This is a genomic window from Massilia sp. CT11-108 (assembly GCF_047302915.1).
Lineage (GTDB): Bacteria > Pseudomonadota > Gammaproteobacteria > Burkholderiales > Burkholderiaceae_D > Telluria > Telluria orientalis.
The window spans coordinates 1-576 of the sequence record NZ_JBKYMO010001168.1 but is presented as its reverse complement, the minus strand read 5'-3'; the positions used below and the strand labels follow the sequence as shown (position 1 = coordinate 576).

Here is a 576-nt window from a genome sequence, read left to right as displayed (position 1 = left end):
CCGCCCACCCGCATCGGTCATCTCCCGCGGCGTCCCGAGATGATCCGTATGCAGATGCCGCACCTCAGCCCGCGCCGCGCCACCCGAATCTGCGACGGCATCCACCCGCGCCAGCGGCACGAACGCATCCTCGCCATACACGTACGTCCTCGAATGACTCCCCCGCTGCTCGCACAGCAACCGGTTCCCATCCCACACGAACCGCGTGACGCCAAACGCATCCCGCTTCGCAATCCGGCGCCCGAACGGATCATAGGCATAGCTGACAGTCTGCGCCACATCCGAAGGCCCACGTGAAACGACGCTGCGCACCAGCTGATGCGCCGGATTCCACTCGAACCGCATCCGCGTATGCTTGCCGACCAGCTTCTCGACGACATTGCCATGCGCATCGTAGTCGTAACGCTTGTCCTCGTACACGCGAATGCGATTGCCCTCGACGCGGCCGACCGGCGCCACCGTCGCATCGATCAGATTATGCGCCGGATCGAACGCAAAACGCTCGCTCGACTGCGGCTGCACGGCCGACAAAATGCGCCCGATCGGATCGTAGCTGTAGCGCGTCACACCGTTGCG

1 protein-coding gene is annotated in these 576 nt (G+C 64.4%); it reads right to left on the bottom strand.

The window, feature by feature from the left end:
- The coding region (locus tag ACEN88_RS33780; RefSeq protein WP_413346726.1) for an RHS domain-containing protein at positions 1 to 576 on the bottom strand (576 nt) is incomplete at both ends.